The sequence below is a fragment of the Terriglobales bacterium genome (assembly GCA_035624455.1).
Lineage (GTDB): Bacteria > Acidobacteriota > Terriglobia > Terriglobales > Acidobacteriaceae > DASPRM01.
On the sequence record DASPRM010000047.1, the window covers coordinates 22,664 to 46,653 of the forward strand.

Annotated in this window: 20 protein-coding genes; 13 read left to right on the forward strand and 7 right to left on the reverse strand. The window is 58.0% G+C overall.

Annotated elements, in window-relative coordinates; translation table 11 throughout:
* Positions 1–24: 24 nt before the first annotated feature.
* On the reverse strand, positions 25–1,989 hold the full coding sequence (gene argS, locus VEG30_05445) for an arginine--tRNA ligase (protein ID HXZ79354.1): 1,965 nt from the start codon (positions 1,987–1,989) through the stop codon (positions 25–27).
* 171 nt (positions 1,990–2,160) lie between these two features.
* Here argS and larC point away from each other — a divergent pair, with 171 nt between their 5' ends.
* From larC to VEG30_05485, 8 genes are all read left to right on the forward strand, one after another.
* Entirely contained in the window at positions 2,161–3,486 is a 1,326-nt protein-coding gene (gene larC / locus VEG30_05450; GenBank protein ID HXZ79355.1) for a nickel pincer cofactor biosynthesis protein LarC, read from the forward strand.
* Entirely contained in the window at positions 3,479–5,482 is a 2,004-nt protein-coding gene (gene metG, locus VEG30_05455; protein ID HXZ79356.1) for a methionine--tRNA ligase, read from the forward strand. The genes larC and metG overlap by 8 nt, the downstream gene beginning before the upstream one ends.
* 131 nt (positions 5,483–5,613) lie before the next feature.
* Positions 5,614–6,450 carry a TatD family hydrolase gene (locus VEG30_05460; protein ID HXZ79357.1) on the forward strand — a complete coding sequence of 279 codons (837 nt, stop codon included), beginning with the start codon at positions 5,614–5,616 and terminating at the stop codon, positions 6,448–6,450.
* An 18-nt stretch (positions 6,451–6,468) separates the two neighbouring features.
* Entirely contained in the window at positions 6,469–6,966 is a 498-nt protein-coding gene (locus tag VEG30_05465; GenBank protein ID HXZ79358.1) for a YajQ family cyclic di-GMP-binding protein, read from the forward strand.
* 44 nt (positions 6,967–7,010) lie between these two features.
* On the forward strand, positions 7,011–8,009 hold the full coding sequence (locus VEG30_05470; GenBank protein HXZ79359.1) for a polyprenyl synthetase family protein: 999 nt from the start codon (positions 7,011–7,013) through the stop codon (positions 8,007–8,009).
* A 233-nt stretch (positions 8,010–8,242) separates the two neighbouring features.
* Positions 8,243–9,496 (forward strand): HD domain-containing phosphohydrolase, encoded by a 1,254-nt coding sequence (locus tag VEG30_05475; protein HXZ79360.1) that lies wholly within the window; start codon positions 8,243–8,245, stop codon positions 9,494–9,496.
* A 224-nt stretch (positions 9,497–9,720) separates the two neighbouring features.
* Positions 9,721–11,859 carry a DUF1800 family protein gene (locus VEG30_05480; protein ID HXZ79361.1) on the forward strand — a complete coding sequence of 713 codons (2,139 nt, stop codon included), beginning with the start codon at positions 9,721–9,723 and terminating at the stop codon, positions 11,857–11,859.
* 37 nt (positions 11,860–11,896) lie between these two features.
* Positions 11,897–13,141 (forward strand): DUF1501 domain-containing protein, encoded by a 1,245-nt coding sequence (locus VEG30_05485; protein ID HXZ79362.1) that lies wholly within the window; start codon positions 11,897–11,899, stop codon positions 13,139–13,141.
* A gap of 466 nt (positions 13,142–13,607) precedes the next feature.
* Here the strand turns inward: VEG30_05485 and VEG30_05490 are convergent, their stop codons facing one another.
* Positions 13,608–13,919, reverse strand: a complete 312-nt coding sequence (locus VEG30_05490; protein ID HXZ79363.1) for a Rieske (2Fe-2S) protein — start codon at positions 13,917–13,919, stop codon at positions 13,608–13,610.
* A 219-nt stretch (positions 13,920–14,138) separates the two neighbouring features.
* Positions 14,139–14,699, reverse strand: coding sequence for an NADH-quinone oxidoreductase subunit NuoB (gene nuoB / locus VEG30_05495; protein ID HXZ79364.1), 561 nt, complete (start codon positions 14,697–14,699; stop codon positions 14,139–14,141).
* 247 nt (positions 14,700–14,946) lie between these two features.
* Between nuoB and VEG30_05500 the strand changes: the two genes are divergently transcribed.
* Entirely contained in the window at positions 14,947–15,501 is a 555-nt protein-coding gene (locus tag VEG30_05500) for a macro domain-containing protein (protein ID HXZ79365.1), read from the forward strand.
* Between the two features lie 536 nt (positions 15,502–16,037).
* Here the strand turns inward: VEG30_05500 and VEG30_05505 are convergent.
* Positions 16,038–16,772, reverse strand: a complete 735-nt coding sequence (locus VEG30_05505) for a methyltransferase domain-containing protein (protein ID HXZ79366.1) — start codon at positions 16,770–16,772, stop codon at positions 16,038–16,040.
* Between the two features lie 78 nt (positions 16,773–16,850).
* Positions 16,851–17,213, reverse strand: a complete 363-nt coding sequence (locus tag VEG30_05510) for a PilZ domain-containing protein (protein HXZ79367.1) — start codon at positions 17,211–17,213, stop codon at positions 16,851–16,853.
* A gap of 359 nt (positions 17,214–17,572) precedes the next feature.
* Here VEG30_05510 and VEG30_05515 point away from each other — a divergent pair, with 359 nt between their 5' ends.
* On the forward strand, positions 17,573–17,851 hold the full coding sequence (locus VEG30_05515) for a hypothetical protein (GenBank protein ID HXZ79368.1): 279 nt from the start codon (positions 17,573–17,575) through the stop codon (positions 17,849–17,851).
* 136 nt (positions 17,852–17,987) lie between these two features.
* On the opposite strand, the gene VEG30_05520 is transcribed toward VEG30_05515, so the two are convergent.
* On the reverse strand, positions 17,988–19,484 hold the full coding sequence (locus VEG30_05520; protein ID HXZ79369.1) for a leucyl aminopeptidase: 1,497 nt from the start codon (positions 19,482–19,484) through the stop codon (positions 17,988–17,990).
* 207 nt (positions 19,485–19,691) lie between these two features.
* On the reverse strand, positions 19,692–20,222 hold the full coding sequence (gene smpB, locus VEG30_05525; protein HXZ79370.1) for an SsrA-binding protein SmpB: 531 nt from the start codon (positions 20,220–20,222) through the stop codon (positions 19,692–19,694).
* Between the two features lie 300 nt (positions 20,223–20,522).
* On the opposite strand from smpB, the gene VEG30_05530 reads away from it, so the two are divergent.
* From VEG30_05530 to VEG30_05540, 3 genes are read left to right on the forward strand one after another with little or no spacing between them, the layout of a single operon-like run.
* On the forward strand, positions 20,523–22,973 hold the full coding sequence (locus VEG30_05530) for a cohesin domain-containing protein (GenBank protein ID HXZ79371.1): 2,451 nt from the start codon (positions 20,523–20,525) through the stop codon (positions 22,971–22,973).
* Between the two features lie 34 nt (positions 22,974–23,007).
* Entirely contained in the window at positions 23,008–23,472 is a 465-nt protein-coding gene (locus VEG30_05535) for a type II secretion system protein (GenBank protein ID HXZ79372.1), read from the forward strand.
* Positions 23,466–23,897: a prepilin-type N-terminal cleavage/methylation domain-containing protein gene (locus VEG30_05540; protein HXZ79373.1), complete on the forward strand. Its 432-nt coding sequence runs from the start codon at positions 23,466–23,468 to the stop codon at positions 23,895–23,897. The genes VEG30_05535 and VEG30_05540 overlap by 7 nt, the downstream gene beginning before the upstream one ends.
* Positions 23,898–23,990 lie beyond the last annotated feature (93 nt).

Genomic DNA, 23,990 nt, shown 5'->3' on the forward strand with positions numbered 1-23,990 from the left:
CCCCTGGCGAGGGAATAAGCAGAGCTACATGACCGGTGGCGTTGTGATCCCCATGACCGCGAGAATGCGGATCAGTTCACGCCGAACTACAGCCGCGGTAGCGAGCAGAAATTTCCTCCTCAAGGGGTCGCTTTCCGTCAGGATGCGATGCCGATGATAGAAATTGTTAAAGAGCTGCGCTAACTGAAAGGCATGCTTGGCGGCGTGCGCGGGCTCGGTGGTAAAGATGCACTGTTCGACAACGTAGGAAGTCTTGGATGAGGTCAGCCATAACTCCCAGATTTCGGTTCCACTCTCGCCTTCCAGGAAGTCGCAGAGTTCGACGGGTTCGGCCAACACTTGCTCCGGTGTGACACCCGCCTTGCGAAAGATGTTGCTGGCACGCACCACGGCATATTGCACGTAGGGACCAGTTTCACCTTCAAAGCTCAAGGCTTCCTTGAAGTCGAAGGCGATGACCGAGGTCTTAGTAAATTTCAGCATGAAGTAGCGCAAGGCTCCCACAGCGATTTGGGTGGCGATATCCTTGCGCTCGGCCTCGCTCAGATCAGGATGGCGAACATCCACTTCCTTCTGAGCGGTAGCGATGAGCCGGTCGATCAGGTCGTCCGCTTTCACTCCGAATCCGCGCCGTCCGGAAACCTCGATGAAGGGCTTGCCCATCTCATCTTCCGAGAGTGGATAGCCAAGTTCTTCCGCACAACGCGGCGTAAGCGCCACCATTTCGTAGGAAAAATGTGTGTAGTGATCGGCGGCCTCGGTATAGCCCATGCCCCGCAGGGCTTCGATGACGGTGTTCTGGGCTTCGGACTGGCGCGTGTCGATTACGTTGTAGACCGCGCTGACGTCGCCGAAGTGCGGGTGATTCGGGTCACCATGCTCGGCGGAAATCCAGCACTGCAAGCCAGTGGGATAGCGGTAGAACTTGCGATAACCGAAATCGCGGCCCAGCAACCCAAACTTCCAGAGATGGTAAGCAATGTCCTTGCCTACATAGCCAACCGTGCCGTTGGAACGCACGATCACCTTGGTATCTTCATCGGTTAGCTCTTCCGGTTTCTTGCCCATGGCAGTAGGACGCTTCATCACCCAACAGCCGGCATTCTTGCCCTGGGTTTCGTAGTAGAGAACGCTTTTCTGCTTCATCTGCTCGAACGCGAGAGCCCAGAAATTCAAATGCAGAATTTCGCTCTCCCGCGGCAGAAAGTCGTACTCGATTGCCAGGCGGTCCATGGTTTCAAGGTGGCGATGGAGGACGGCGGTCGAGATGAGGTTGGCCAACTCGGCTACGTCGTTGTTGCCTTGCTCGATGGCGTGCAGGACTTCAGCGCGCTTCTGCTGGTTAGCGCGATTCTCTTCGTACCAGGATGAGGTTCGTGCGTACACATCCCAGCAGATGTAGTCGAAACGCGGACTCTGCTCGATCAACTTCTCTACATCCGCGCGGCTGCGCTTCTCCAACTCGAGGAACCCGACCACCACGTCTGCGACCTGCACCCCGGTGTTGTCGATGTAGTTCTGCACGTCTACCGGGAAATCACTGAAGCGCAGAAGACGAACGAACGTATCGCCGAGGATCGCGTTGCGCAGGTGCCCTATATGCGCCGCTTTGTTGGGATTAATGCTGCTGTGCTCGACCAGAATCTTAAGTTTCGGTGAGGCTTCAGCAGCTGTGACGGGCTGATCGCCGCGAGCGAGCAGCGCAGCCACCTCGGTCCGTTTCAGCCGCGCATTGATATAGCCTGCCCCGGCCACTTCCAGGCGCTGAAATCCGGGTACATAGCCGATGCCGGACACGATCTCTTCGGCGATTTTTCGCGGCGCCTTGCGCAGCTTCTTGGCCAGTTCGAATGAAAGCGGAAGCGCATATTCCCCGAGTTCGATGCGGGGAGGCTGCTCGGTAATGATGCCTTCCAACTCGAGTTCGTATTTTTGACGGAGAAAGTCGCGAACGCGCTCCGTCAGGATCTGCTGAAAATAACGGTACAAGCGACAGGAGTCCTCGTAAGCTGCTGAAGAAAAAAGCGATTATAACAAACGCAATGCGGCGCTCGGTTTGACGCAATTTGGTCGTCACCCTATGATGAAAGTTTCCTGTGTGCGCGCATCTGCGGCCTGTAAAGGAGGGCGGCGGGTGCAAAGAACCAGGTTCTGAGGCTTATGCGAATCGCCTATCTGCAGTGCTTTTCCGGCATCAGCGGCGACATGTTTCTCGGCGCGCTGGTTGACGCGGGCGTCTCGCCCAAGCTGCTGATGGATACGGTTGCAGCGCTGGGCCTGGATGCACACCTGGAGATTTCGCGGGTGGATCGCAGCGGGATCAGTGCCACAAAGGTCGATGTCTGGGTGGGCGGAGAAAAGGATCAGCCGCGTGACGACAACTGGCGCGTCCGCCGGGACAAGCAAGTGCATGCGCGAGTTCATGACCACCAGCATCCGCACCCACATGTTCATGATCTACATACTGACCCGGAACACGAGGACGATGCGCAGCATGCTCACCATGCCCATGGGCGGGCGCTCAGCGAGATTCGGCAAATCATTGAACGCGCGCCAATCAGTGAATCGGCAAAGGCCAGAGCGCTCGCCATCTTTGAAGCGCTGGGCAAGGCCGAGGCCAAGGTCCATGGCTGCAACATCGAGCAGGTGCATTTTCACGAAGTGGGAGCAGTGGATGCGATCGTGGACATTGTCTGCGCGGCGGTGGGCAGCGAGACTTTGGGCGTAGACGAATGGGTTTGCTCACCTCTGAATGTGGGTGGTGGCACCGTAGAGTGCGCGCATGGACGCTTTCCAGTGCCGGCGCCGGCGGTAGTCGAGTTGCTCAAAGGGGGCCCGGTCTATTCATCGGGCATCGAGAAAGAATTGGTGACGCCCACGGGGGCGGCGATTGTCAGCGTGCTGGCGACGAGATTCGGTGAGCTGCCGCCGCTGCGAGTTGAGGCCAGCGGGTACGGGGCAGGCTCGCGAGATATTCCTGGCGCTCCGAATGTTCTGCGGCTGATTGTCGGCGAGGCAGTTCAGGAATCGCGCCAGACTGCGGACACGATCTCCGTGCTCGAGGCCAATCTCGACGATCTGAACCCGCAGGTTTTCGGCTACGTTATGGATCGCCTGCTGGCTGAGGGTGCGCTGGATGTGTTCGCCACCCCAGCTCAGATGAAGAAGAACCGCCCGGGAACCGTGCTTACGGTGCTGGCCTTGCCGCAGGATGCGGAGCGCCTGACGCGGCTGATCTTTGCGGAGAGCACCACCCTCGGTGTGCGAATGCGGGAGGAACGGCGCGAGGTGCTGGTGCGCCGTTCCCTTCCGGTGCAAACGCCGTGGGGTGAGGTCCAGATGAAGCTCGCCAACCTCAATGGCACGGTGGTGAACTATGCGCCCGAATACGAAGATTGCCGGCGCATTGCCTCAGAGCGCGGGGTTCCGCTGAAACGCGTGATGCAGGAAGCTATCCGCGCCTACCTGGACCAGCAGAATGAGTAGAAAGTTCTACATTACAACTCCGATCTATTACGTGAATGCGCGCCCGCACATTGGGCACAGCTACACCACCATTGTGTGCGACGTGATCGCCCGGCGGCAGCGCATGCTAGGTGCGGATACGTGGTTTCTTACCGGCACGGACGAACATGGCATGAAGATTGAGCGAGCGGCCGCCGCCCGCGGAATTACTCCCAAGGCGCTCGCGGACGAAGTCTCAGGGGAGTTTCGCGGTCTATGGGAGCGGATGGGAATTACATACGACGACTTTATCCGTACCACCGAGGACCGCCATAAACGTGGCGTACAGGAATTATTCCGGTTGCTGCAGAAGAATGGCTACATCTACAAAGGCTCGTATACCGGCCAGTACTGCGTTTTCGACGAGCTCTACGTGGATTCGGTGGGCCCGGGCGAGCCCTGCCCGGAATGCGGACGGCCGACGGAGACTGTGAGTGAGGAGAATTATTTCTTCCGGCTCTCCGCTTTCGAGGACAAGCTGCTCAAGCTGTACGCCCAGCCTGACTTCATTCGTCCGGAGACGCGCCGCAACGAAGTAGTTTCTTTTGTCAGCGGCGGACTACGCGATCTCTCGATCAGCCGCAGCACGTTCAAGTGGGGCATCCCCGTTCCTGACGACCCGCAGCAGGTCATCTACGTCTGGCTGGATGCGCTGATCAACTACATCACCGCCATCGGCTTCGGAGCGCCCGAACCAGCCGACCAGGAGAATTTCGAAAAGTGGTGGCCGGTAGACCTGCACATGATCGGGAAGGAGATCGTGCGTTTCCACTGCGTTTACTGGCCGGCCTTTCTGATGGCAGCGGGGCTGCCGCTTCCCAGGGGCATCTTCGCGCACGGCTGGCTGTTGTTTGAAGAAAGCAAGATGTCAAAATCGCGCGGAAATATCGTTCGCGCGGAAACCATCCTCGAAGTTCTGGGTGCGGATGCGCTGCGTTATTTTCTGCTGCGGGAAATTGTCTTTGGCCAGGATGGGTCGTTCTCGTTCGATGCTTTGGTGCAGCGCTTCAATTCTGATTTGGCTAACGATCTGGGGAATCTGGCCAGTCGCACGCTCACCATGATCGCGCGCTACTTTCATGAGCAGGTTCCATATCCGTCGGCGGCAGCAGCGCGCACCGCCGGGGACAATGCGATTGCTGATCTGGCAACGCGCACCATTGCGGAGACCAACTCGCTTTTCGATCAGTACCAGTTCTCGCGCGCCCTGGAGAGTGCCTGGGGCCTGATTGGCGCGGTGAACAAGTACATCGTCGAGAATGAGCCCTGGGTGCTGGCGGAAAAGAGCGATGAAACCAGCCGGGCACGTTTGGCCACGGTTCTTTACACGTCCGCCGAGGCGCTGCGCATTGTGACGGCGCTGGTTCATCCGGTGATTCCCGATTCCACTGCCCGCATCTGGTCACAACTTGGGTTAGGCGACATACGGAAGTTTCGTTTGCCGGACCTGAAGTGGGGACAACTCGGTCTGGGCATAAGAATCGGCAAGGTGGAACCCGTATTTCCCCGCGCCGACAAATCCGCAATTGAAAGGATGCAGCAATTGGAAGAACAGGAACGTACACAAGCCCTCAGCGCGCCGGCAGCAAGCGCCACACCAGCGGCATGCGGTCCCTCTCAGCCCGCTGCTGTTCCTACAGCCGATGGCAACAAGATCAAAATCGACGACTTCATGAAAGTGGAGCTGCGGGTGGCACAGGTGAAGAGCGCGGAGAAGGTCAAGGGAGCCGATAAGCTGCTGCGACTGGAGGTTGATCTGGGTAATGAAGTGCGGCAGATCGTTGCCGGAATCGCCAAGGCATACGAGCCCGAGCAGTTGATTGGGCGCAAGATCGTCATCGTAGCTAATCTGGAAGCCCGCAAGCTGCGCGGGCTGGAGTCAAACGGCATGCTGCTGGCGGCGTCCATCGGCGAAGAGGGAAGACCCGTGCTTGCCGGATTTCTGGAAGACGTTCCGGTAGGGGCGAGGCTGAAGTAGGCGGAGAGGTTCGGTTCTAAGAAACGCAAGGTCCTTCGACTCGGGCAGGGAGGGTTGGCCCGGCCCTCGCTCAGGATGACAGCTGAAATTTTGATTAGAGCGGGCTAGCTTTTCCAGTTTCACAATAGCGAATGTTCGTCGATTCCCATTGCCATCTGGATGGACCGCGATTCCAAAAGGATCGCGATCAGGTCCTAGCTCGTGCTCAAGAGGTGGGCGTCGAGGCCATGCTGGTGATCGGGAATGGCGAAGGTCCAGATGATGTGGACTGCGCGCTGAAGCTGGCGGAGTCTGTGAAGGAAGGGCCGGCAATCTACGCCACGGTCGGAATCCATCCTCATGAGGCTCGCCTGGCGAAGGAAGAGCACTACGCGCGCATGGAGCAATTGGCGCGCAATCCGAAGGTGATCGCTTGGGGAGAAATGGGGCTCGACTATTACTACGATCATTCTCCTCGCGAAATCCAGCAGCAGGTTTTTGTGCGGCAGATGGAGCTCGCGCGTGCGGCGGGGCTGCCGATCATCATTCACTGCCGGCCATCAGAAAATAGCGAGGACTCCTGGACCGACTGTCTGCGCCTGATCCGTGAGCATTGGTCCGGAAGTGGCCTGGGTGGCGTGCTGCACTGTTTCACCGGAGAAGAGAGCCACGCCCGCACGGCATTGGTGATGGGATTTGTGATTTCATTTGCAGGGAACCTGACTTATCCGAAAGCGGAGAACATACGCAGAGTTGCTAAGGTGATTCCGATGGACCGAATGTTTATCGAGACGGATTCGCCTTACCTGGCGCCGATACCGCATCGCGGCAAGCGCAACGAGCCGGCATTCGTGGTGGAAACCGCACGCCAGATCGGCGAATTGCGTGGAATGGATCGGGAAGAGGTTGGGCGAATGACTTCAGAAAATTTCTATCGCTTCTTCGATATAAGCCTGACAAATCCGCTGGCCGTGGAAAAGAGCCGTTAGCGTACACTGGAAAGAGCTATGCCTGAGAACACGTTTGATATTGTCAGCAGGATCGACCTGCAGGAAGTCAGCAATGCCATTCAGAATGCGCTGAAGGAGATCCACACCCGGTTTGATCTAAAAGGTTCGCATTCCAACATCACACTGGAAGGCAAAGAGGCGATCATTCTCGCTTCGGCAGATGACTATAAGCTCAAAGCCGTGAACGAAGTTCTGCAGGCGAAGCTGGTGAAGAGGGGAGTTCCCCTGAAGGGATTGAGTTACGGTGCGATCGAGCCCGCTGCGGGCAGCACCGTCCGGCAGCGAATCAGCTTGCAGCAGGGAATTCCGGTGGAAAAAGCACGCGACATCGTGAAGACCATCAAGGATTCGAAGAAGAAGGTACAGGCATCGATCCAGGGGGATCTGGTGCGAGTCTCAGGAAAAGACCGCGACACCCTGCAGGAGATCATCTCGCTGCTGAAGCAGAAGGATTTCGGGATCGACATGCAGTTTACGAATTACCGGTCGAACTGAGCGGATACCGGCCTGCTTGGCAGCCTAGATACCATCGATAGCGGATGGAAAGCTTGGGGACATCAGCTACCACGAACGCAAAAGAAGTCTTTGATCTGCTGCGCGAGGACCTGGCGGCGATCGAGCACGAGTTCGGTTGTGACACCGTCTCGGGGGTGCCGGTCATCACCGAGATTGGAGAATACTTGCGTGCTGGCGGGGGCAAGCGCCTGCGTCCGGCTTTGCTGCTGCTTTCGGCCAAGCTCTGTAATAAGACCGGCAGCAGTCCCGTCAAGCTGGGCGCGGTGGTCGAAATCATCCACACCGCGACCCTGGTGCATGACGACATTATCGACGAAGCCCAGACCCGCCGTGGTCGCGCTGCCGCCAATACGCAATGGGGCAATTCCAAGTGTGTTCTGGCGGGGGATTGGCTCTACATGCAGGCCTTCAAGGTTGCGGTGCAGGAACGCAACTTCCGGGTTCTTGACGTACTGATCGAGCTCACCCAGCAGATGGTGGAGGGCGAGCTCCTGCAGATGGAGAAGCTGGGCCGCTGCATCTCACTCGACGAACACTTCGATCTCATCTACCGCAAGACAGCTTGCCTGTTTTCAGTTTGCATGAGGCTAGGCGGGATTCTCGGTAATGCCACATCAGATCAGGAAGACCGGTTGGCGGCCTACGGACGGAATCTGGGGATGGCGTTCCAGATCGTAGATGACGTGCTCGATTTAACTGCCAGCGAGGAAGTCCTGGGAAAGCCCGTCGCCAGCGATCTGCGCGAAGGCAAAGCCACCATGGCGGTCATTCACGCCCTGGAGCGCTGCACGTCTTCGGAACGAAAAGCGATCGAGACAGTTTTGCGGGAGCGGGCGTTCAATGGCGTGTCGCATGCTGAGGTGCTGGCGATCCTGCATCGCTATGGCTCATTGGCGGACGCCATTGCTTGTGCCAATCGGTACGCGGAGGATGCGCGTAAGGCCATCTGCGGCTTTCCCGATTCAGAGATCAAGCGGGCGATGGTGTGGATCCCGGAGTTTGTGGTGGCGCGGGAGAAGTAGCGTAGTACGTTTCAATCCACTTCCCTGTCGAGGCTACGCCTCGACCTCCCACCCTGCCAAAAAGACGGCTAGAGTGGGGCACCCTCAGATTGCATGGTGGTTGCATTTTCGGTTCCCGCACGCCGGAAATGGTACTTTGGTGTGCACCAAACTAAGTAACAGGGACGGCCTGATGTGTTGGCCGGGCAGCGTGGTAGGCTTCGATTGCTCTGAAGATTCTTGCTCACCACTGAGTGGGCCTAAGAAACAACAACTTCCGCCGGCTGCTGATGACCTTCGAGGCTCTGTCCGACCTCGGATCATTAATGACGGCCGATCGCGATTTCCGGGAGACTGCCAGTTCCGTCCTGAGCGCCTTAATGGAAGCGGTGGACGCGGCGGAAGCCGCTCTTTTCCTTTTTCGAGACAAGCCGGCCATGCTGGCCTCGATCGCCGCGCGTGGGTTTCAGGCGTTTCCTCCCCAGGCGGTAATTCCACTACTTCCCAAGCACGTGCATGCCTTGGTTTCCCTGCGCGGACCTCAGGCTCTGAGTGCGAAGAACTACGAGGGATTCTTAAGTCCCAACGGCAACATCGCACCGGAACTGTTCAAGTGCATTGTGCCTCTGCTGGTCAGCGGGAAGCTGGTAGGCATGCTGGCTCTGGGGCAACGAGCGACCGACGGCCCCTACAGCGACGATGAATTAGATGCCCTGCGCATGCTCTGCAACTACGTTGCGCTGGCGGTACACAACTACACGCTGACGGAATCCCTCTCGCAGCGTGTGTCTGAACACCTTCGGCTGCTGGCCTCGGTACAGAATTTCTACGACACCGCGTTAGAGACGTTTGCCAATGCCATCGATGTTAAGCATGTCCATATACGCGGGCATTCCCTGCGGGTTGGGCGTTATGCAGCAGCAGTAGGCGAAGCGATGGGCATGGAAGCGCCAGATGTTGCCGGCCTTCGCGCCAGCGGGTATCTGCACGACATCGGCAAGGTGGCGGTCGACAAGGCGCTGTTCGGCAAGCCCAGCGCGCTCAACCCAGACGAGTTTCGCGAGATGGCCGATCACACTGTTATCGGTCATCAGATCGTCACTGGAGTGCAATTCCCCTGGCCCAAGGTTGCCGAGGTGGTGCGCAACCATCACGAGCGAGCCGACGGCAGCGGCTATCCCGATCGTCTGCACCTGGACGAGATTGTTTTGCCTGCGCGCGTGATTGGGCTCGCGGACACATTCGACGCGATGACCAGCGAGCGTCCCTACCGGCATTCCCACAGCATCGGAGAAGCCCTCAGCGAAATCGTTCGCAATACACCCGGCAAGTTCGATCCCACCGCAGTCCAGGCGTTGCTCATCCAGGTGCGGCGAGATTCTACGGGGCGTAACAAGAGCAAGTTCCTGGATGAGCGCGTTATATGCAGCATCGGACCCACTGACGTCGATGCCCTGGCTTCGACCCTCAACCACAAGCTGGCCAGCGGACGGGTGTACTCGGCATAAAGCTCTTCCCGCTTTCACGTGAAGGACAGAATTCCCACCCTTCGCCAAAAGACGGCGGAAGGGTGGGGCACCCCATTCCTAATTTTTCATTCTTGAGTGGGCCGAAGGCTTACCCACGGCCCAAGACGACCGCGATGGCATATGCACTGGGGTAACGCAACAATTTTACTGGTTAAGGGTTGATAATCGCTGAGTTCCCGCGCGCCGGGTGAGGGCCTATGCATTTGCCAAGGAAAGCACTTCTCGCTGGACTCCTGGTACTGAGTCTGGCGCTCTCCACATCCCTAGTCTCCGCGGGTAATAAGAAGAAGGACAAAAAGAAGGCGGCGGCTGTCCAGGCGCAGATGGATGAACGCCAGCGGGCTCTGCATGTTCTAAATCGCTTCACGTTCGGCCCGCGGCCGGGAGATGTGGATCGCGTGATGGCGATGGGCGTGGACAAATGGTTCGAGGAGCAGCTTCATCCTGACAAAATCAATGACTCTGCGCTGGAGGCTCGGCTTTCACCCTTTCGCAGTCTGAACATGGACACGCAGATGCTGGTTGAGAATTTTCCGCCGCGCCAGGCGGTGCAGGCGGTAATCAATGGCAGAGCACCGCTGCCGTCCGATCCTGTGAAGCGCGCCATCTACGAATCGCAGATCCAGAAGATTGAGGATCAGCAGGCCCGCAAACAAGCCAAGGGTGACGGCGCGCCACAAGCGGCGAATGTCGATACGCAAACGGCAAACCCGGCAGTTTCCGGCGTGGGACAGGGGATCTCGCCAGTCGTCTCCAATTCTTCAAAGCCGCCTGATAACTCCGCCAGCAGCGATCAGGCCAATGAACAGCAGAAAGCCGCGCAGCGGGAAGCCCGCATGTATGCCGACTTGAAGTATGAAGAGTTCATGGCGATGCCGGCGGAAAAACGTATGCAGGCCATCCTCAAGATGGATGCGCAAGAGCGCGAGCGCTTCGCGCGAGCATTGCGCCCGGAAGATCGCGAACAGCTATTGGCATCGCTCACGCCCGATCAGCGCGAGACCGTCATGGCGCTGGCAAATCCGGAACAGGTGGTGGTCGGCGAATTACAGCAGGGCAAGATATTGCGCGCTGCCTACAGTGAACGGCAACTGGACGAGGTGATGACCGACTTCTGGTTCAACCACTTCAACGTTTTTATCGGCAAGGGGCCGGATCGCTACCTCATCACTTCGTATGAGCGCGACGTGATACGTGCGCATGCGCTGGGCAAATTCAAGGACCTGCTGGTGGCTACGGCTAAGAGTCCGGCCATGCTGTGGTATCTGGACAACTGGGACAGCGTGGGTCCGAACTCGGAATTCGCAAAGTACGGTAATCATCCTGCGCGTAACAACGCCTCGTTTCATCCGCGGCGTCCCTACTTTGGCGGGCCATTCGGCGGGAGGCCGCCGGTAGCTCGGCCGCAGGCACAACAGCAGAAAAAGCAGCAGAAAGGTCTGAACGAGAACTACGCTCGCGAACTGATGGAGCTGCACACGCTGGGCGTCGATGGCGGATATACACAGAAAGACGTGACCGAAGTAGCGCGCGTATTCACCGGTTGGACATTGCGCGAGCCGCGGCGCGGCGGCGGTTACGAATTCGACGAACGCAAGCATGAACCGGGTAACAAGACGGTCCTGGGCCAGAAGATCAAAGAGGATGGGGAGAAAGAAGGCATGAAGGTGCTGGAGATGCTAGCCCGTCATCCCTCGACGGCACGGTTTATCTCCACCAAGCTGGCCACCCGTTTTGTTTCCGATAATCCTCCGCCGACGTTGGTCGATCGCATGGCCGAAACGTTTCGGAAGAGCGACGGAGACATCCGGGAAGTACTGATGACAATGTTCAACTCGCCGGAGTTCTGGTCACCAGCGGCCTATCGCGCCAAAGTCAAGACGCCGCTGGAGTTCGTGGTTTCCTCCATTCGTGCGACTGGAGCCGATATCAACAATGCGAGGCCCTTGGTGCAAGCGCTCAATCGCATGGGCATGCCTTTGTATGGGCAACAGCCGCCGACCGGATATCCCATGAAGGCGGAAGCGTGGGTGAATTCGTCTGCGTTGCTGAACCGCATGAACTTTGCTCTGCAATTGGGAAATGGGCGCATGCGCGGGGTGGAGTTCAATGCCTCACAATTGTTAGCAACGTCCAGTTCATCTACCGCGGAACAGGCGGTTGGATCCCTGGAGAGTGTGCTGCTGGCAGGAGACATTTCGCAGCAGACGCACGCCACGATCCTGAAACAGCTTGCCGATCCACAGGTCACCGGACGGGTGCTGGACGATGCGTCGCGCCCACCGAATGTGGGGGTAATTGCGGGGTTGCTCCTGGGGTCGCCGGAGTTTCAGCGGCGATGAACCCTCCACCACGGCGGACATGAAGGAACACAAAGGTATGTCAATTACACGCAGAGTTTTCCTGAAGGGCGGGGCCATGGCGATCGTAGGCACCGCCGCGATTCCTGCCTTTTTGTCGCGCGCAGTTTACGCCGCGGAGGGTCTGCCCAACGGCCATAAACGGTTCGTCGTCATCTTCATGCGGGGCGCCGCTGATGGCTTGAATATTGTCGTGCCCCACGGCGAGCCGTCGTACTACGCCATGCGGCCGAGCATTAACATCCCGCGACAACAGGTCATCGATCTGAATGGGATGTTTGGACTCCATCCGGCACTGACGTCATTCAAGCCGCTTTGGGATCAGGGGCATCTCGCCATCGTGCACGCTGCCGGATCGCCCGATGCCACGCGCTCGCACTTTGACGCGCAGGATTACATGGAATCAGGAACTCCAGGCTACAAGAGTACGGAGGATGGCTGGCTAAATCGCTGCCTGCACTCACCACATACGGGGGAGCATGACTCAGCGTTCCGTGCGGTGGCGTTGGGCACGCGACTGCCGCGGATTCTGGCGGGCTCGGCACCGGCGGTGGCAATCAGTAACGTTAACGACTTTGGCGTCGGCGGGAGAAATCCTGCGGCGCAACCGCTGGCGAACACGTTTGAAGCCATGTACAGCCAGTCGGTGGATACCGTGCTGCACGGCACCGGGCAGGAGACTTTCGACGCAGTAAAAATGCTCAAGGCGGCGAATCCTGACAAGTACACGCCGGCGCGCGGGGCCAACTATCCCAACGGCGGGCTGGGGCAAGCGCTTCGTCAGGTGGCGCAACTTATCAAGGCGGATCTGGGCGTAGAGGTTGCGTTCACCGACATCGGCGGATGGGACCACCACGTCAATGAGGGAGCAGTGCAGGGGCAGATCGCGAACCGGTTGACCGAACTCTCGCAGTCGATGGCCGCATTCTGGACCGACCTCGGCGACCTGGCGGAAAGCACGGTGGTGGTGACGATGTCGGAGTTCGGGCGCACGGCTCGAGAAAACGGCAACCGCGGCACCGACCACGGCCACGCCAACGTGATGTTCATCATGGGTGGCCCGGTGAAGGGCGGGCGCGTCTATGGACGCTGGCCCGGCCTGACGCCCGAGCAACTCTACGAGGGGCGAGATCTCGCGCTGACGACGGACTTTCGCAGGGTCCTGGGCGAGGTCGTGTACCGGCACATGGGAGTGCGGGACCTGAACGCCGTGTTTCCGAATTTTGAAAACGATCCCAGGGGATTTCTGAGATTCCTGGGGTGAATCGAAGCTTCGAGGCGCGCAGGTTCGCCTACCGTACTTGCAAAAATCTACTGTTTTCAGATGATTGGCGCGAGAGGCGCTGCAAAATCCAACAATCCAATCGGCTTAAGTCTCAAACTATTGAAAACAAAGGGCTAGCGTTTGTGTTTTGAGACCACACTTCCTCCGCCTGGGGCTGATACAGCACGACGCCTTAATGCTTGCTGGTGGCGGGAATGAGTGCAGATCCTTCGCTCGCTTTGCTCGCTCGTGATGACAAATCGTTTTAGGACTCGTTGTGGGATCGAAGATTACTGCGCTGATGTCCCGCGTTCGCCAGCAGCTCTTGATCAATGTCCCTAATTCCAGCTTAGCAAATCGGGATAGGCAAATGGGACATTGGGAGCGGCGATTTATTTACTCGTGCAACATGGGGATAGGAGAAAAGAGGAGGACCGAGGGGCTTGACAGAAATCGAAGGTGTCGGCTACCCCACCTCTACCAGAACTTCCTCGCCTTCGATTTTGATGGGATAGACCGCGACCTTGAGGGCGGGATTCTCGGCAGGGACGCCGGTCTTGGGATCGTATTGCCAGCCGTGCCAGGGACAGATGATCTTGCCATCGGCGACCACGCCTTGAGCTAAAGGACCGCCGCGGTGGACGCAGACGTTATCCATCGCGCAATAGTTGCCGTCAACGTTGGCGATGCAGATCGTCTTGTCGCCCAGGGGAAATTCGCGGGCTTCACCTTCCTCGGGGAGATCGGGCTTCGAAGCTAGTCTGACGAAATCGGACATGCAGGGGAACTGTAAATTGCAAATGGGAAATTGAAAACTGGGAAAACTGGGAAAACTGAATATCCCACTCAAGCCAAAAGACGGATTGAGTGGGCCACCTGAACTCCCGGAGGCGATGAGGCAAAAGCAGGTCCCTCCACGCGCGATAAAATCGCCCGCAAGCGATCCCATCGCTTGGTCGGGATAACAATCAGGCTGGGATTACGGGACAGGGGCCGGCTATTTCGGCTGCAGGGTTTGCGCGATCATGACCTGGCGCTTGAAGTTTTCCACCATGTTCTCTTCCAGGCGGACTTCAGTAGGTTTCCTGGCGACCGACATCTGGTCAATTTTGTCCTGCAGTTTGAGCAGCGCGTAGAAGAGATTTTCCGGGCGCGGCGGACAGCCGATTACGTACACGTCAACGGGGACGATACGATCGACGCCCTGCAAGACAGCGTAAGTGTTGAATGGCCCACCAACGGATGAGCATGCGCCCATGGAGATTACCCACTTGGGGTCAGGCATCTGGTCGTAGATTCGCTTCACGACCGGCGCCATTTTCAGGGTTACGGTGCCGGAGACGATCATAAGATCGCTCTGCCGCGGGCTGGGGCGAAAGACTTCGGACCCGAAGCGTGCGATATCGAAGCGGGCGGTAGAGGAGGCGATCATCTCGATGGCGCAGCAGGCCAGACCGAAGGTCATGGGCCAGAGCGCAGATTTGCGCGCCCAGTTGAAGACGTAGTCAACCGTGGTGATCAGAAAGTTCTTTTCGAACTTGTTCTGCAACCAGGACATTTATTCCCCCATGGACCTGAGCCTCGAAGCTATTCATCCTATACGAACCGGGATAGGATAACGGCGGCAGGCCGAACGGCAATCATGTGACTACGGTCACAAAGAACTCGGATGCCGCGATTGAGGCCAGTCTAGGCCGGGCGAGGCGGGGGCGTCAATTGCGGGTGGGTGGCAGATGCGGCCAAAAGCAACTACCCCACACTAGCCAAAAGACGGCTAGAGTAGGGCACCCTCAGGGTTCGTTGCTATGCACATTGATATTCGTCAGGGTGACCTCACCGAGCAGCCTGATCTGGACGCGATCGTGAACGCTGCGAACACTGACCTCGCGCTGGGGTCAGGTGTGGCGGGAGCGATCCGCAGGAAGGGCGGCAATGAGATCGATGAAGAAGCGCAGGCACAAGGGCCGATTGCGCTAGGTGAGGCGGTTGTCACCGTCGGCGGACAGTTGCCGAACAAATTCGTGATTCATGCTGCGGCAATGGGTTATCGGCCAGAAGATCATCGCGTGCCCAAGCGGCCGGGATCACTTTCCAGCGCTCCCATCATTCGTAACGCAACACTCAACAGCCTGCGCCTCGCAGAAGAGAAGAAGCTCGCGAGTATTGGGTTTCCAGCGCTGGCCACCGGAGTCGCGGGATTTCCCGTGGACGAATGTGCTGAGGTCATGCTGGGAGCGGTGCGTGAATATGCGATCGAACACCCAGCAAGCGGTGTGAAGCTGGTTGCGTTCGTGTTGTTCGGGAAATCCGATTACGATACCTTCCGCCAGGTCTTCAATCGCCAGCCTGAACTGCCCTGATAACAAATCAGAGCCTGCCGCGTCTATCAGAGTGAACTGAGAAAACGTAATGAAGCAGAAAATCTCAACTATCGCGGGACTGATCCTGGGGACGATCGCAGCGTTGGTGCTAGCTGATGTTCGCGATAATAGCCGTTATACGTCTCATATGGTGACGGCGTCCGCGATAGTTGAGAAGGTGGCCATGACAAGCTCCAGCGGGAGGGTGGTCCCTTCAACACGCCCCTGATACCACCTTCTCCGCTTGGGGGTGCTGATAGGCGGGCTGCAAAGCCCGCCTTAGTTATTTGTTACCAAGGGACACAAAGGAAAATTAACCACAGAGAGCAGAGAGGAGAAAGGAGGGCGGCTCGCCTTCAAGTGTGTGGGTGAGGGCGCTGACGGCATTTTGTTCTACTCGGCTAATCCTGGATTACCGGTGTGGACGTGAGCACAGTAAACCAACTGCAGATCCCTCGCCCGCGCCGCCGGCTCGTGATGACAAACATACGCGATGTCAGCGGCCGTGCCGTGAGAGCATCCGGGGCGGACCCTTATTAGTAGATCTGAATTGCGGGGGCCATGGTGCGCACGTTGGGCTTGCGTGCGGTCAACAGCAGCGCGCCGATGCGCTTAAAGTCGCGCAGTTCCTCCGCATTGCGGAACCACTTGCCGGAGTATTCGTTCGGCGTTGGAGTCTCGTCGGGAATACGAAAGGCTTCGACATCTTCGAAGGCATGTGCTTTTAGCAGCTGCACGTATTCCGCTTCTGACCGCACCCGCACAGGGACTTTCAATTCATCGACCCAGCGCAGAGAGTAGTGGTTGTCGCGGTAGAGGTTGATGAGCAGGAACATGTGTCCATTGGGCGCCATGACGCGGAACAACTCAGCCAGTGTGCGGTCCTGGTCGGGGTAGTAGTAAAACGATTCGACGGACAACACCTTCTCGAAGAAATTTTCTTCCCAGGGAATGCGGTCCGACGAGCCCTGGATGAACATGATGTTTTCGAATTCAGGGGACTGCTTGCGGGCCTGGCGGATCATTTCATCGGAGATGTCGAGCCCTACGACCTGGCCGAAGCCTTCCAGGCCCTCGCCTACGAGGCGGGCAAGCAGGCGAGTAGCCCATCCCGTGCCGCAACCGAGATTGAGAATCCGCTCACCGGCGCGCAGTTCCATGTGACGGATTGCCTCCTCGGTAATGTAGAGGTGATGCTTCTCCATCTCCGGGCCGCGGCCGTCCTCGGCCCAACGATTGAACTCCAGGCGGAGGATTTCTTCGGGGGTCATAGGACGATTTTACTGCCGGGTGGGGATGCTGGGCGAAATGTGCTTAGGGTGCGTTCGCCAAGAGGGCTCGAGCTACGCTTACTCCACCAGGGGCAGGAATGCGGCGCAGAAGCTGCGAATGAGATTGCGCTGATCGGCGCTATCGCTGAGAAATTCGAAGCCATGGAGCCGATGTTGCGAGTAGCGCACGCAGGCCAAGATGCGCAGCGACTGACTTCGTCCCGGCAGGCTGAAAGCCAGCCAGACCTGCTGACCCAGGGGAAGACTCAGGGGGAGATTGCAACGCAGCCCGCCGAGGCCAAGGTCCAGTATGCGACCCTCGGTGATCGGGTTCATAGAGCCGGGTTGAAGGATGCTGAGGTGGAGACTGACGGCAAAACGGGCAAAACGCCGCTGGGTGTTCCAGCGCGGCTTTGACGGGTGTGGGCTCGCGGCGCTCAAAAGCTGGTCTGAAGCTCTGCCTCCACATAATGGTAGGCGAGTCGGTATCGCACTGCTAATGACTGACGTAACCCTAGCTGGTGACGGGCGGCATGGGTTCCGCAGGTGGTTCGCCTCGCCGGAGTCTGTTGGTTCGTTCGGACAAGGGCCTTCTCGCACCTCGGTAATTGACGATTCGGTTAGTTCCAGGCCGACGCGGCGAAAGCGTTTGTAAGATTTGTTCGACCCTTATGCTGCGCCCAAAATGGAAGTACCGCCACGTAGTTGTGTCTCCCAAGTACTTCGACCAACTGCTCGAACAGGGAGCTCTGGCCTGCTCCAAATGCGGGGTGAATCTCGTTGCGCATGGGAAGCGTTGCATGAGAAGCCGTGCAGTGTTGGGCCGCCTGTCGGAACAGCCGAAATCACCGCTGGCAGAAGTATTGCTCAGGTATGGGTACAAACAGATCCTGCATGAGGAGATGTCCGGGGTAAGTTCGGATCTGTACGTGCGCGCTTGTCAGGGCGTTCATCGCGCGCAGATCTCGCATAACGGAAATCAGGTTAGCGTGCTGATGCCGGGTCATTATGAGGTGTACAAAGATCCTATTGCACTGGAGGGGGCGTTGTGGGCGATGTTCGGGCCGCTGGAGAATTAGGCTGGTCGCGTCGAAGCCGGGGTATCCTCCTATCCCACTCAAGCCAACGGAGGGCTTGAGTGGGCCACCCGACGGTTATCGAATCAGACCAGCACTTGGTCGGGATGGCAATCCTGAAATTGTGGAGCTTCCAGGTCTAGGATCCGAGGTCGCGGGCAAACTCCACGATCGAACGCACGGCGATTCCTGAAGGGCCTTTGGCGATCCAACCCTTACTGTCTTCCACCCAAGCAGTGCCGGCGATGTCGAGATGGAGCCAGGGCGTGTCACCGACGAATTCCTTCAGGAACATGGCGGCGGTGACTGCGCCGCCCCAGCGGCCGCCGCTGTTCACGATGTCGGCAATGTTGGATTTGATCATCTCCTGGTACTCGGAATCGAGCGGCAGACGCCACATTTTTTCTCCCGCACGCTCGAGTGCCTGGCGGAAGCGGTCGTACATGGCGTCATCGTTGGCGAAGATGCCGGCGTTGACGTAACCGAGCGCCACGACAACTGCGCCAGTCAGCGTGGCGGCATCGATCAGGTGAGTAACGCCGAGTTGGCGCGCGTAGTGCAGTCCATCGGCGAGGACGAGGCGACCCTCAGCGTCGGTGTTGATGATCTCGATGGACTTGCCCGACATGGCGATCTGCACGTCGCCCGGCTTCTGTGCTTTGCCGGAAGGCATGTTCTCAGTGGCCAGCACAATTGCGATCACTTTCACCTTCGGCCTAAGCAGGGCGATGGCGCGCATCGCGCCGAGCATGGCCGCGCCGCCGGCCATGTCGTATTTCATCTTTTCCATACCGTCGGCAGGCTTGATGGAGATGCCGCCGCTATCGAACGTGATTCCCTTTCCGATCAGGCCTAACACGGGTTTGTCGGGCGCGCCTGCCGGTTCGTAGCGGAGAATGATGAGTGCAGGAGGCTCATCGGAACCCTGGGCCACACTCCAGAAAGCGCCCATTTTGAGTTCTTTGATTTTGTCGGCGCCGTAGGTTTCGCACTTGAGGCCGACTTCCTCGGCCATTTTGCGGGCGCGATCGGCGAGTACTGTGGGAGTCATACGGTTGCCGGGCTCATTGACGAGGGTGCGAGTGAAGTTCTGTGACTCCCCGATAATTCGGCCCTCGTTTACTGCGGCTTCGAGGGCGGGGCTCTGCAGAATGGTGGGAACGATCGTGAGTTCGTCGATGTGCTGATCCTTGCGGTCGCTCTTGTAAAAGTCGGAGTCGAAGTTGCCGACGAAAGCGCCTTCCACGGTAGCCTTTACGGCATCGGTAGGGCCGGAGGGGATTTCTGGTTCGGCAAAAGCAAAGCTGCGCAGGCCGCGAGACTTCAGGAAGCGAACCGCAGTGCCGGCGAGTTTGCGAAGTTCGTAAGAATTGAAGCTTTTAGCTTTGCCGCCACCGAGGAGCAGCAGGCGGCGCGCCTTCAGGCCAGCTGGCTTATGCAGGAGAGTGGTCTCGCCGGATTTTCCGGTGACCTCGCCGGTAGCGATGAGATCCTGGGCGGCTGCGGGGATGGCGGGATCGCTGGTGGCGACCCGGGGAGAAGGCTTGTTGTTATTGTCGGAATGGTCGAGGACGGTGGCTACCAGGCATTCAGTTTCAATTTGGGCAAGCGGGCTAGAAGAGAGCAGTATTTTCATAGCGAGAGAAATAATAAATGAAGGACAAGTATGAGGTTTGATCGGGGAAGCAAATACATAGATGCTTCGCCCGCTCGGCGGGCTCAGCATGACCCCTCAAGGGTTTGCTGGCATTCGGTTGCCGGGGGAGTGAGAAAAGATAGAGGCGCGGAAGAGTCGAGGCTGTGCCTCGACCTGAGCGGACGAGACGTTCGCTCTTATGTACGGCTAGCCGGCCTTGCGGGCGCGCTGCATGGCTTCGCGGGCCTCGCGGTCGGCGGTGCGGCGGCGCTCGGTTTCCCGCTTGTCCCAAAGTTGTTTGCCCTTGGCCAAGGCAACCTCCACCTTCACGCGTCCATTCTTAAAGTAGAGGCGGGTAGGAATGAGGGTAAGCCCCCTCTGCTGGGTTTTTCCGATCAACCGACGAATTTCGTCTTTGTGAACCAGTAACTTGCGGGTGCGCAGAGCTTCATGGTTGCTGTAACTGCCATGCTCGTAGGGGGAGATGTGCGCGTTCAGAAGCCAGAGTTCAGAGTCCTTGACGATAGCGTAGGCGTCTTTGAGGTTGGCACGACCGGAGCGGATCGACTTGACCTCGGTTCCGGTCAGGGCGATGCCAGCCTCGAACTTTTCCAACAAGAAGTAGTTGTGGGAGGCGGCGCGGTTGACCGCTGCGTCCTTTTCCCCGGAAGCGGTAGGCTGGCGCCGGGGGGACTTTTCCGGATTCGGCTTTGTCTGATGGGATTGCTGACGGGGCATAGTGGTCAATCACGTGCACTGGGGTCTCATGCTAGCACGTGGAAAACTTAGAGGGACGAAAGTTCGGGTCGATTCTGTGGCAGGGTGGGATATACTTTGCGCGCAAGGCGAGCAGTTAATTCACGTTCTAATAACGACTAAGGACCTGGTAACGCTCCGTAGTAACTCTCCCCCAAAGAGTTAGTGGATTGGTGTTTCGAGGGTGAGTGCTATAATCCGGCTCTCCCTAACTGCACGACTGGCAATAGCTTCCACGTAGTTGGCGGTTATTTTGAAGAACAGGTTTGCCCAGGGGACACGATGAGACCACAGGGAGCCCTGGCTGTCTTGATTATCGTCATGGCAGCCGTTTCGCCCCTCCATGCCGACAAGGCATACTCTGCTTACAAGCAGGGGGTTGATGCCGAGGCGCGTGAGAAATATGACGAGGCTTTAGCAGACTACAAGCAGGCTTACGACCTCAAACCTGCCGACATAAGATACAAAGCTGCATACACGCGAATGCGGTTCTACGCTTCTACGGCCCATGTGCATCAGGGTCAGTTGCTACACGAACAGGGCAAGCTAACGGAAGCGCTGGCCGAATTCCAGCGTGCGGCGGAAATCGATCCCTCCAGCTTCATAGCCCAGCAGGAAATTCGCAAGACGAAGGCAGAGATCGAGTCGGGTAAGACAGCACCCGCTCCGCCTCCAGCGCCGCCACCCCAGTCTTCCCTGGAGCGTATCGTGCAGGAGGCTGAAGGACCGGTCGAGCTGAAGCCGATCTCCAACGCACCCATCAATCTGCGAATGACCGAAGATACCAAGGTCATTTACACCACGATTGGTAAGCTGGCGGGAATCAATGTGTTGTTTGATCCTGACTACACTTCGCGCCGCATCACGATTGAACTGAATAACGTAACCCTGAACCAGGCGCTGCAGATCGTGGCACTGGAGTCGAAGACATTCTGGCGGCCGGTCACATCCAATACGATTTTCATCGCCTCCGATACTCAGGCCAAGCGTAAGGAGTTGGAACAGAGCGTCATCAAGACGATCTATCTCTCTAACGTGTCCACTCCCAATGATCTGCAGGATATGGTGAACGCAATCCGTACCATTCTGGATGTGCGGCAGGTGCAGCAGATCGCGTCGCAAAATGCCATCGTTCTGCGCGGCACCCCGGATCAGGTGGCGGTGGCGGAAAAACTGGTCTCCGACATCGATAAAGCTAAGCCCGAGGTATTGGTGGAAGTGGCGGTCATGCAGGTGAGCCGGAACCTGACACGCACTCTGGGTATCAATCCCCCGACGTCGGCGACCGTACAGTTGCAATCGAACGTGACCACTACTACCAACACGACGACTGCATCTTCGCAGGGAAGCACAACAACTCCGGCCACAATCACCTCCGGCACAAGCACGAATCTTACGCTCAACGATCTTGCCAATCTGAATGCCAAGAACTTTGCGGTGACGATACCGCCGGCGACAATTTCGTTCCTGCTGACGGATGCCCATACGAAAATCATCCAGAATCCTCAAATTCGCGCCCTGGACAATCAGAAAGCCACACTCAAGATTGGCGATCGTGTGCCAGTAGCGACGGGATCGTTCCAGCCGGGCATCGGGGGTGTCGGAATCAACCCCCTGGTCAACACGCAGTTCCAGTATTTGGATGTCGGGGTGAATGTGGACATCACGCCGCATATCCATGCCGGCAGAGAAGTGACGCTGAAGATGACGCTGGAAATCTCGTCGGTGACGGGAAGTTCGAATATTGGCGGAATTCAGCAGCCCACGATCGGGCAGCGCAAGATCGAGCACGAGATCCGGCTGCGAGAGGGAGAGACCAACCTGATCAGCGGGTTTCTGGAAGATTCCGACGTGACTTCGCTGAGCGGCTATCCCTGGCTGTCGAAGATTCCGATCCTGAAATACTTCTTTGCGCAGGACCAGAAGACGCGGCAGGAGAATGAGATTGTTTTTGCGGTTACACCACACATCGTTCGCGCCCAGGATGTGAGCGAGCTGAACCTGCGGCCACTGGATGTAGGCACGGCGAATTTCATCGGCTTGAGGCACGCATCGGCGCCGCCGCCGCCGTCGCCGACCGGACAACAACCCGGAGGAGGGGCGGCGACGAGCGCCAATCATAATGGGGTGGCGCCGTCCGCGGCTCCGCAACCCCCGGCTCCTCCACAACCCGCAGCGGCTCCGCAGACTCCTCCGCCAGCGGCGACCGCGCCACCCCCGGCGCAAAACAACCAGGCGGTCGCACCTTCGACTACGGTCGCGGCTGCGACGCCGACGGTACCCCCCAACGGTTCAGCCCCGGCGAGTCTCTCCACGGGAAGTGCAGTGATGAGCTTCCAGCCAGCCAACATCTCGGCTAACTCTGGCCGGACGTTTATGGTGAATGTCAGCATGAGCGGGGCGGAGAATGTTTACGCCGTGCCGGCACAAATCACCTACGATCCAAAATTGCTGCAGCTGGTGAATATCTCGAGCGGCGATTTCCTGAGCAAGGACGGGCAGGCAGTGGCGCTGGTGCATCGTGATGATGCCACATCGGGGACGGTACAGGTGACGGCTACACGTCCGCCTGGTTCAGGAGGAGTAGGTGGCACCGGGGCGGTGTTTACGTTGACGTTCATGGCGCGCGGGCCGGGGCAGGCAGTATTGAACATCAACAGAGTGCAGGCACGCGATCCGAATAACCAGGCGATCCCAGTAGTGGGCGGTCAGGCAATGGTGAGCGTCCGGTGATGTACGAAGGCTCACCAAAGGCTAAAATGTTTGTATGAGGAGATCAGCAGCAAGGGGCGGGGAAAGCGGGCTGACTCTGGTTGAGCTGATCGTCGCGATCACGATCCTGATGGTCCTTACCGGAGCAGCGTTGCCGCTCGCGCGAGTGACGGTTCGCCGGGATAAGGAACGGGAGCTGCGGCGGGATCTGTGGCAGCTACGGGACGGTATTGACCGTTACAAGGACGCCGGTGATCGGGGTATGTTCCAGGTCAAGCTCGGGACAGAGGGCTACCCGCCAGATCTGGAAACACTGGTAAAGGGCGTGGACGTTGGTGGGAAGAAGGTTCGATTTTTGCGCAGCATCCCGGTAGATCCCATGACGGGCAAGGCAGAGTGGGGATTGCGCTCGATGCAGGACGATCCTAAGAGTGATTCCTGGGGCGGACAAAACGTCTTTGACGTCTACAGCAAGTCTGAGGATACCGCTCTGGATGGGACGCGATACTCGGAATGGTAAAGCGGAATAAAAATCGCAAGGGTAGTGTCGGCGCGCACGCGCGCCAGCGTGGCTTCACGCTTATCGAATTGATGGTGGTAATCAGCATCATTCTGATCCTCATTTCAGTGGCTGTTCCCATCTACAATCAGTCCATCGTTCATGCGCGAGAAGCGGTGCTGAAGCAAAATCTATTCACCCTGCGCAGTTGCATCGACCAGTACTCGCTGGATAAGCAAAAAGCGCCACAATCGCTCGATGACCTGGTGCAGGCGGGATACCTGAAAGAAATTCCTATGGATCCGTTTACCAACGCGCGCGACACCTGGCAAGTGGACCAGGAAGATGTGCTGCTGAGCGTGGATCAGAGCCAGCCCGGCATTACGGACGTGCATAGCGGGTCTAGTGCCACCGGCACGGACGGAACCGCATATAACACCTGGTAGCGGCCTCTACCTCGGCTAGAATCCCCAACAACTTGTGACCTTGGAAGACTGAGAGCCGGAAAGCTCTCCTCGGGGAGAGAGTATTTAAGCTCT

Bases quoted from the DNA above. Each gene is read 5' to 3' on its own strand.
- VEG30_05535 (HXZ79372.1), top strand. From the start codon at position 23,008: ATGAGGAGATCAGCAGCAAGGGGCGGGGAAAGCGGGCTGACTCTGGTT.
- VEG30_05470 (HXZ79359.1), top strand. From the start codon at position 7,011: ATGGAAAGCTTGGGGACATCAGCTACCACGAACGCAAAAGAAGTCTTT.
- nuoB (HXZ79364.1), bottom strand. From the start codon at position 14,699: ATGTCCTGGTTGCAGAACAAGTTCGAAAAGAACTTTCTGATCACCACG.
- VEG30_05500 (HXZ79365.1), top strand. From the start codon at position 14,947: ATGCACATTGATATTCGTCAGGGTGACCTCACCGAGCAGCCTGATCTG.
- larC (HXZ79355.1), top strand. From the start codon at position 2,161: ATGCGAATCGCCTATCTGCAGTGCTTTTCCGGCATCAGCGGCGACATG.
- VEG30_05520 (HXZ79369.1), bottom strand. From the start codon at position 19,484: ATGAAAATACTGCTCTCTTCTAGCCCGCTTGCCCAAATTGAAACTGAA.
- VEG30_05540 (HXZ79373.1), top strand. From the start codon at position 23,466: ATGGTAAAGCGGAATAAAAATCGCAAGGGTAGTGTCGGCGCGCACGCG.
- VEG30_05530 (HXZ79371.1), top strand. From the start codon at position 20,523: ATGAGACCACAGGGAGCCCTGGCTGTCTTGATTATCGTCATGGCAGCC.
- smpB (HXZ79370.1), bottom strand. From the start codon at position 20,222: ATGCCCCGTCAGCAATCCCATCAGACAAAGCCGAATCCGGAAAAGTCC.
- metG (HXZ79356.1), top strand. From the start codon at position 3,479: ATGAGTAGAAAGTTCTACATTACAACTCCGATCTATTACGTGAATGCG.
- VEG30_05460 (HXZ79357.1), top strand. From the start codon at position 5,614: ATGTTCGTCGATTCCCATTGCCATCTGGATGGACCGCGATTCCAAAAG.
- VEG30_05490 (HXZ79363.1), bottom strand. From the start codon at position 13,919: ATGTCCGATTTCGTCAGACTAGCTTCGAAGCCCGATCTCCCCGAGGAA.
- VEG30_05505 (HXZ79366.1), bottom strand. From the start codon at position 16,772: ATGACCCCCGAAGAAATCCTCCGCCTGGAGTTCAATCGTTGGGCCGAG.
- VEG30_05515 (HXZ79368.1), top strand. From the start codon at position 17,573: ATGAGAAGCCGTGCAGTGTTGGGCCGCCTGTCGGAACAGCCGAAATCA.
- VEG30_05485 (HXZ79362.1), top strand. From the start codon at position 11,897: ATGTCAATTACACGCAGAGTTTTCCTGAAGGGCGGGGCCATGGCGATC.
- VEG30_05465 (HXZ79358.1), top strand. From the start codon at position 6,469: ATGCCTGAGAACACGTTTGATATTGTCAGCAGGATCGACCTGCAGGAA.